The following is a 7381-nucleotide window of genomic DNA, read 5'->3' as shown; positions in this document are numbered from 1 at the left end:
GCCCTCCCGATTGCTCCCGGATTGCGCCAAAGATGAATCCGCTTCCGGTGTTGACAATACAAGATACTTAGCACCATAACCCCTCACAATTACAAATTATCCTGTAAGACAAGATACACTTCGCCCAGATTGCTCGTGAAGTGACAGGGTTCTGTTCTTCGAGCCTAGTTATTTGGGGAAAAGAATTACGAAGCCAGCTAATCAGGTTCCAACGGTAAATGAGCAAAAGAAGCCTGAAGAAGTAATCCTTCAAATGAAGAGGCGCTTCCTAGACCTTCTCAGTAGAAAAGTGGTCTGAAATTTCGACTTTAGGTACCCAGGAAAACGAAGGTGGAGGAATCTTGAGGCTAACAATGACCTAGTTCAACGTAACAGAGTTCAATACCCAAAAAGCCCTCTTATACAGACAGCGGACCTGGCTTCAGAAATAGCAGCCTTAGAATTCCTAGTAGGTAATCAAAAAACCCCGACAACCCAGAAATTCCTGGCCTGCCGGGGTATGAAACTTTCCCCTTCCGAGGGAATGATGGGTGCAGGTACGCGGCAGAGCACCCACAACCCGCCCTGCTACCCGAATATCAGCTACTGCTTGGGTACCAGGAAGGTAACTTGTACCCGCCACCCGACGGTCCGGAGTACCTACCCCGGTCTGGAGTACCTACTCCGGGCCGGGAGCACCCCCCCCGTGTGAGGGGCCTGGTATCGGGCCCTACCGTTCGGGTTGGAAGTCTTTGTCCTGGCCCTGGCGTTCCGGCGGATCGAAGTAGAGAAAGCAGGCTGCCCGGTGGCCGGGTTTTACCTCCCGGAGTTCGGGGATGCTGGTTTTACACTTGTCCATGCGCTTGGGACAGCGGTCGTAGAAGTAGCAGCCGTGGCGTTCTTGGTCCGGGGAAGGAACATCCCCGGTAAGGATGATGCGCTTCCGGGTTTCTTCGACCTTGGGATCGGGAATGGGAATGGCGGACATCAGGGCCTTGGTGTAGGGATGCATGGGGTCTTCATAGAGCTCGGTGCTGTCGGCGATTTCTACGATCTTGCCCAGGTACATGACGGCTACCCGGTCGGAGATGTACCGGACCACGGCAAGGTCATGGGCTATGAACAGGTAGGAGAGGTTGAATTCCCGCTGCAGATCCTTCAGCAGGTTCAGGATCTGGGACTGGATGGAAACATCCAGGGCGCTCACCGGTTCGTCGGCCAGGATCAGCTTGGGGTTCAGGGCCAGGGCCCGGGCGATGCCGATACGTTGGCGCTGGCCGCCGGAGAACTCGTGGGGGTAGCGGTTTTTGAAGGTCTTTGAAAGGCCGACCTTCTCCATGAGCCACTCGACCCGGCCGTCGATTTCTTCCTTGGTCATGTTCAGAAGTCCCCGGCGTTTATAGATGATCATGGGCTCGGCGATGATGGTGCCGACGGTCATCCGGGGGTTAAGGCTGGCGTAGGGATCCTGGAACACCAGCTGAACCTCCCGGCGGGCCTTGAGCATCTCGTCTTTGGACAGCTCGGTCAGGTTCCGGCCGTCAAGCCACACCTCGCCGTCGGTGGGTTCGTAGAGTTGGGCAATGGAACGGGCGGTGGTAGATTTTCCGCAGCCGGATTCACCTACCAGGCCCATGGTCTCGCCCTGTTTCAGCTCGAAGTCGATGCCGTCTACCGCTCGGATGGATCCTACCTGGCGTTTGAAGAGCACTCCTTCCTCAATAGGAAAATGCTGTTTCAGATTCTTAACCCGGAGCAAAACCTGGTCTTCGTTTATCTGATGGCCCTGGAGGGCTACACGGCTTGCCTTTTTCTGGCCTTTGGTTGTTGTCTGTTGATTTGTACTCTGCTTAGCCACGAGCGCCCTCCTTTTCAAGTACCTCGGCCTTTTGCGCCTCATCGGCATAGAGCCAGCATGCTACCTCCCTACCGTTCCTAACGGTGGTAGTCGGATACTTCTTCCGGCACACGTCCATGGCAAACTCGCAGCGGGGTGCGAAGGGGCAGGCGTCGGGCAGATCGATGACCGATGGCGGCTGGCCCTCGATGGAGTAAAGCTTTTCCTTCATCTCCTGATCCAAACGGGGCACGGATTTTATGAGGCCCTTGGTGTAGGGATGCTGGGGATTATCAAAGAGCTCCTGAGTGGACGCTTTTTCCACCACCTTCCCGGCGTACATAACTGCGACCTTGTCGCACATACCGGCCACCACCCCGAGGTCGTGGGTAATCATGATAACCGCGGTGTGAAATTCCTTGGCCAGGTCCTTGATGATTTCAAGAATCTGGGCCTGAATGGTCACGTCCAGGGCGGTGGTGGGCTCATCGGCTATGAGTATCTGGGGATTGCAGGACAGGGCCATGGCAATCATCACCCGCTGACGCATCCCCCCGGAGAACTGGTGGGGGTAGCTGTCCACCCGCTTACGGGCGGCAGGAATTCCTACCATCTCCAGAACCTTGATAGCCTTCTCCCGAGCCTCTTCTTTGCCCAGGCCCTGGTGGAGCCGAATGGTTTCCACCAGCTGGGTGGATATCCGCAAGAAGGGATTAAGGCTGGTCATGGGATCTTGGAAGATCATGGATATCTTGTTGCCCCGGATCTTACGCAGCTCCTCGTCGGTGGCGGTCAGAAGGTCCTTGCCCTCGAAGAGCACCTGCCCGCCGGCGATCTTGCCCGGAGGGCTGGGGATGAGCTTCATAATTGAGAGGTTGGTCACCGATTTTCCGGAGCCCGACTCGCCCACAATCCCCAGGGTTTCCCCGGGATACAGGTCAAAATCTACCCCGTCGACGGCCTTAACCAGTCCCTCGTCGGTTTTAAAGTATGTCTTGAGGCCCTTCACCGAGAGAATCGGCTCGTTGGTACCCCTGTCGTTGGTTTTTGTTTCTGTATTCATGTTCTTACTCATATCGGTTCCCCCTACTGCCTGTTCTTACTGTGGGGGTCAAAGGCGTCCCGCAGACCGTCCCCCAAGAAGTTCATGGCAAAAAGGAAGAGGGTCATTGCCAGGGCGGGAAAGAAGAGCCGGTGGGGATTCAGGCTCATGCCCTCCACAGCATCCTGAACCAAGGAACCCCATGAGGCATAGGGCGCCGAGATTCCCAGCCCCAGGAAGGACAGGAAGGCCTCCTGCATAATAAACTGGGGTACCCGGAGGGTGGAAAATACAATGATGACCCCCGCTGTATTGGGAACCAGATGCTGGAAGATAACCCGCCAGGTTCCGGCACCCATAGACCGGGCAGCCTCAACAAACTCGCTGTTCTTCAGGCTGATAATCTGTCCGCGGACCACTCGGGCTACGGTGAGCCAGGAAACCAGGGACAGGGCGATGAAGAGGTTGTAGATGTTGTTCCCGAAAATGGCCATAAGGATGATAACCAGGAGCATGTAGGGCAGACCGTACATCACATCCACCACCCGCATGATCATGTAATCCACCTTACCGCCCAGATACCCCGCCAGAGCACCGAAGATGATGCCGATTACCACCGACACCAGGGTACCTAACAGACCGATCATGATAGAAACCTGGCCGCCGTAGATTATCCTGGCCAGCATATCCCGTCCCAGATAGTCCGTGCCCAGGAGGTAGATCCGTGTATGGGGATTCACCATCTCGCCGTCTTCGTTCTCTGCAACCTGGTTCGCAATCTTATCCCGAATGCCGGCCAGTTTTTGGCGCTCGGCCTGGGTCAGCTCGTTCCGATTCTCGGACTTCAGCACCAGCTGGAGGTAGGCCTCCTCTTTTTCGAGCCACAGCTCCCCGGCGTTTTTAAAGCCGTTGAAGATGGCTGGGGGCAGGTTCACGTGCTCCAGCACCTGGTGGCTGTAGCTGTACAGGGGCAAGATCGGCGCCAAAATGGACACCAGGGCGTACAGGGTAACGACGATCAGGCCGAAGATGGCCATCTTATTCTTTTTAAGCCGCTTCCAAGCATCCTGGGTAAGGCTTACCCCCTTTACCTCTTCGGTAAAATCGTGGGTATCGGCCTCGGCGGCAATCTGTTCGTTGATTAACCGGTCTTCCGGTAGCGTATTGTGTTCTTTGTTCACCGAATTCTCCTTTAGACCGTTTATTTATATGAGACCCGGGGGTCTAGCAGGGAATAGAGAATGTCTACCAGGAAGTTCATGAGAATCAAAATGACCGAGTAGACAATAACCGTTCCCATGATGAGGGTGTAATCCCGGTTGAAGGCGGACTGCACGAAAAAGCTGCCAAGCCCCGGCACCCGGAAAATCTTCTCCACCACCACCGAACCGGTAATAATTCCAGCGAAGGCCGGCCCGAGGTAGGAAACCACCGGAAGCAGGGCCCCCTTTAACACGTGTTTAAAGAGCACAACCCCTTCTTTAAGCCCCTTCGCCCTGGCAGTGCGGATGTAATCACTCCGGAGCACCTCAATAACAGAAGCGCGGGTAAGCCGGGCAACGTAGGCAAAATAGGGCAAGGACAGGGTAATAATGGGCAGAACCAGGTTCAGGGGCGTACCGTTTCTGCCGGTGAGCCAGCCCGCCACATTGAACCACTGAAGCTTCAAGGCAAAAAAGTACTGCAGCACCGGACCGACCACAAAGAGGGGCACCGAGATACCCACCACCGCAATGGACATGGACACGTAATCCGGCCAGCTGTTCTGTTTAACCGCGGAGATCAGCCCTGCGCCGACTCCCAGAATCACCGCCAGACCAAGGGCCAAAACCCCAAGGAGCAGGGAATTCGGGAGACTGTTGGCAATAAAGTAGTTTACATCGCGGTCATGATATTTAAAGGAAGGACCCAAATCGCCCCGGGCAATATCGAACATGTAGTTGGCATACTGCAGCAGCAGGGGCTGGTCCAGATTGAATTTCTTTTCAAGGTTTTCGATCACCTGGGGGGGCAGTTTCTTTTCAGATGCAAAGGGCCCGCCCGGGGCAATACGTACGATTATGAAGCTCAAGGTGATTATAACGAATAAGGTCGGTATAAGCCCTAAAAACCTCCGAATAATATATTTGGTCATCAGCGTTATCCTCTTGTTACAAGGGTTAGGGTAAAAGGATGTCGTGGGCAGGAAACGGGGTTCAATATGAAGTTCCGGGAAAACACCCAGGCTTCCGGGAAACCTCTATCAGTTACAGTATTTTTACATCGCTCATCAACGCGAGAAAAAGCCGGCCGGACAAACATCCGGCCGACTTCCCAGTTCATCCCTTGGTCGGGTTTATTTCTGGTAGATTGCACGTACGGGGTGGATATCCAGTACGTTGGTGTGCCATCCGCCCCACTTGCTGGTATCAACCATATTCTGGGATACATAGTAGTAGAGGGGAAGAATACCCATGTCTTCCTGAACGAGGATCTGCTCTGCGCGGTGCAGAACTTCCATCCGCTCAGGTCCTCCGGGCATGGTGGCAGCTTGGTTGATCAGCCGGTCGTACTCAGGATTTGTGTATTTTCCGCCGTTCATACCGCCGCCGGTAACGAACATATCAAGGAAGGTGTTGGGGTCTTGGTAGTCACCCACCCATCCGGCCCGGGCAATTTCGAAGTCACCCTGGTTCCGGCTCTTGAGGTAGGTCTGCCATTCCTGGTTGGTCAGGGTTGCATTCACACCCAGGTTGGTCTTCCACTGCTGCTGGATAAACTCGGCGATCTTCTTATGAGCATCGCTGGTATTGTACAGAACAGTGAACTCAGGAAGGCCTTCGCCATTGGGATACCCGGCTTCAGCCAAGAGGGCCTTAGCACCGGCTACATCGTAGGATCCTTCCAGGGCCTCATATCCGGTCATGTCGGGAACGATACCGTAGGCAGGAATCTGGCCGGCCTGGGTAACCACATCGACGAGCTGTTGGCGGTCGATAGCCATGGAAAGGGCCTTCCGAACCAGGGGCTCGTTGATAAAGGGCTTTTCGGTTTGGAATACGTAGTAGTAGGTAGAAAGCTGGGGAGACACGTGGTAATCGTTCCGGAGCTTGGCAGAAGGAATCTGATCCAAGGGAACGGTGGTCATCCAGTCAACCTCACCGTTGAGGAACATATTGTACCCGGTGTTGTTGTCGTCGATGGGCAGGTAGGTAACGGTGTTCAGCTTAACACTGTCGGCATTCCAGTAGTCGGGATTCTTCTGAACCACCAACCGCTCCTGGGGAAGCCATTCCTTCAAGGTGAAGGGACCGTTGGTTACAATGTTCTCAGGCAGGGTCCACTCATCGCCGTGCTCAGCAATGGCATGGGTGGGAACAACACCGAAGGAGTAGTGAGCCAGGGCACCCAGGGTATAGGGCATGGGACCCATGGTTTCAAACTGGAAGGTTGAATCATCTAGGGCTCGAACCGCAACAGCCTCAGGACCAGCCTCGCCGGCATTGTACTCCGCAGCACCCTTAATGAACATGGAAGGGAACCATGCATAGGGGCCGGCAGTATCGGGATTCAGAATCCGCAGCCATGAGTCAACAAACTGCTGAGCGGTTACCCGCACGCCGTCGGTCCAATAGGCTTCGCGAAGCTTGAAGGTATACACGGTACCGTCTTCGCTTACTTCCCAGCTCTCAGCCATCCCGGGAACAGGGTCAGCGGTCTCAGGATCGTAGATAACAAGACCGTCAAACAGGGACTGGTAGATCCGGTTCTCGGGAACACCCTGAATCAGGTGGGGATCCAGAGACTCGGGCTCGGCTCCGTTGATCAGAATAAAATCAGCACCAGCGTCGGCAGCGGGGGCAGCTTGTTCACTCTGTGAACCTGCCATTGCCAAGGGTGCAACCAGTAATACGAGCAATACTGCTGCAATTACTTTTTTCATGCGCTCCTCCTTATACATGCAAGCGAAATAAAAGTAGCTGCTATAGTAAACCGGATTACCCTCTTAATCAAGGTAAGTTTTTATAAAAAACCAAATTCGTCATGCGCGTTTTTTACAACTAAACCGGTTTTTCTGTAAAAATTGTGAGTATTTATTCACATTTTTTATTAAATCTCATTCAGGAATGCCACCACCCTACATATATGTTGCCAACTTTTCCAAAAACGCCTCCCAAGTAGCCGTCGTTTTTCCGTTTTTTATGGTGATTCCAACGCCTCCCGACCCGTTTCCCCTCCCGCCCTACCCCCTCCATCGCCCCCGTCCCACCCGCTTTCCCAGGGTGTCTGTCGTTCCATTACACGCCGATTCATTGGAAGGTTAATGCGCCCTTTGACCCCTGACGCTCCTTTCTCCCCCGTCCACAGCCCCCCGGGTTCACCATCTCTCCCGACTTGACACACCCCGGACTATCAGGTAAAAATGGCACCTCACCGGGCCTATAGCTCAGTTGGTTAGAGCAGTGGACTCATAATCCATTGGTCGCAGGTTCAAGTCCTGCTGGGCCCAAAAGGAAAAGGGAGCGATTCAGCAAAGCTGGATT

5 protein-coding genes and 1 tRNA gene are annotated in these 7381 nt (G+C 54.3%); 1 reads left to right on the top strand and 5 read right to left on the bottom strand.

The window, feature by feature from the left end:
* Positions 1 to 709: 709 nt before the first annotated feature.
* The 5 genes from DC28_RS07145 to DC28_RS07125 all read right to left on the bottom strand — a co-directional run bounded on the left by DC28_RS07145 (position 710) and on the right by DC28_RS07125 (position 6780).
* Complete coding sequence (locus tag DC28_RS07145) at positions 710 to 1756, bottom strand: ABC transporter ATP-binding protein (protein ID WP_037547307.1); 1047 nt, start codon at positions 1754 to 1756, stop codon at positions 710 to 712.
* Between the two features lie 73 nt (positions 1757 to 1829).
* Entirely contained in the window at positions 1830 to 2891 is a 1062-nt protein-coding gene (locus DC28_RS07140; protein WP_238565785.1) for an ABC transporter ATP-binding protein, read from the bottom strand.
* An 11-nt stretch (positions 2892 to 2902) separates the two neighbouring features.
* Positions 2903 to 3988 (bottom strand): ABC transporter permease, encoded by a 1086-nt coding sequence (locus DC28_RS07135; protein ID WP_052078589.1) that lies wholly within the window; start codon positions 3986 to 3988, stop codon positions 2903 to 2905.
* A gap of 71 nt (positions 3989 to 4059) precedes the next feature.
* On the bottom strand, positions 4060 to 4992 hold the full coding sequence (locus DC28_RS07130) for an ABC transporter permease (protein WP_037547296.1): 933 nt from the start codon (positions 4990 to 4992) through the stop codon (positions 4060 to 4062).
* A 201-nt stretch (positions 4993 to 5193) separates the two neighbouring features.
* On the bottom strand, positions 5194 to 6780 hold the full coding sequence (locus DC28_RS07125) for a peptide ABC transporter substrate-binding protein (RefSeq protein WP_037547294.1): 1587 nt from the start codon (positions 6778 to 6780) through the stop codon (positions 5194 to 5196).
* Positions 6781 to 7273: 493 nt separating this feature from the next.
* Here DC28_RS07125 and DC28_RS07120 point away from each other — a divergent pair.
* Positions 7274 to 7347, top strand: a tRNA-Ile gene (locus tag DC28_RS07120).
* Positions 7348 to 7381: the final 34 nt, after the last annotated feature.

Source organism: Spirochaeta lutea (assembly GCF_000758165.1).
Lineage (GTDB): Bacteria > Spirochaetota > Spirochaetia > DSM-27196 > Salinispiraceae > Spirochaeta_D > Spirochaeta_D lutea.
This window is presented reverse-complemented; position numbering and strand designations above follow the sequence as displayed.

Coding starts and splice junctions, on each gene's coding strand:
- DC28_RS07140 (WP_238565785.1), bottom strand. CDS start 2,891: ATGAGTAAGAACATGAATACAGAAACAAAAACCAACGACAGGGGTACC.
- DC28_RS07130 (WP_037547296.1), bottom strand. CDS start 4,992: ATGACCAAATATATTATTCGGAGGTTTTTAGGGCTTATACCGACCTTA.
- DC28_RS07125 (WP_037547294.1), bottom strand. CDS start 6,780: ATGAAAAAAGTAATTGCAGCAGTATTGCTCGTATTACTGGTTGCACCC.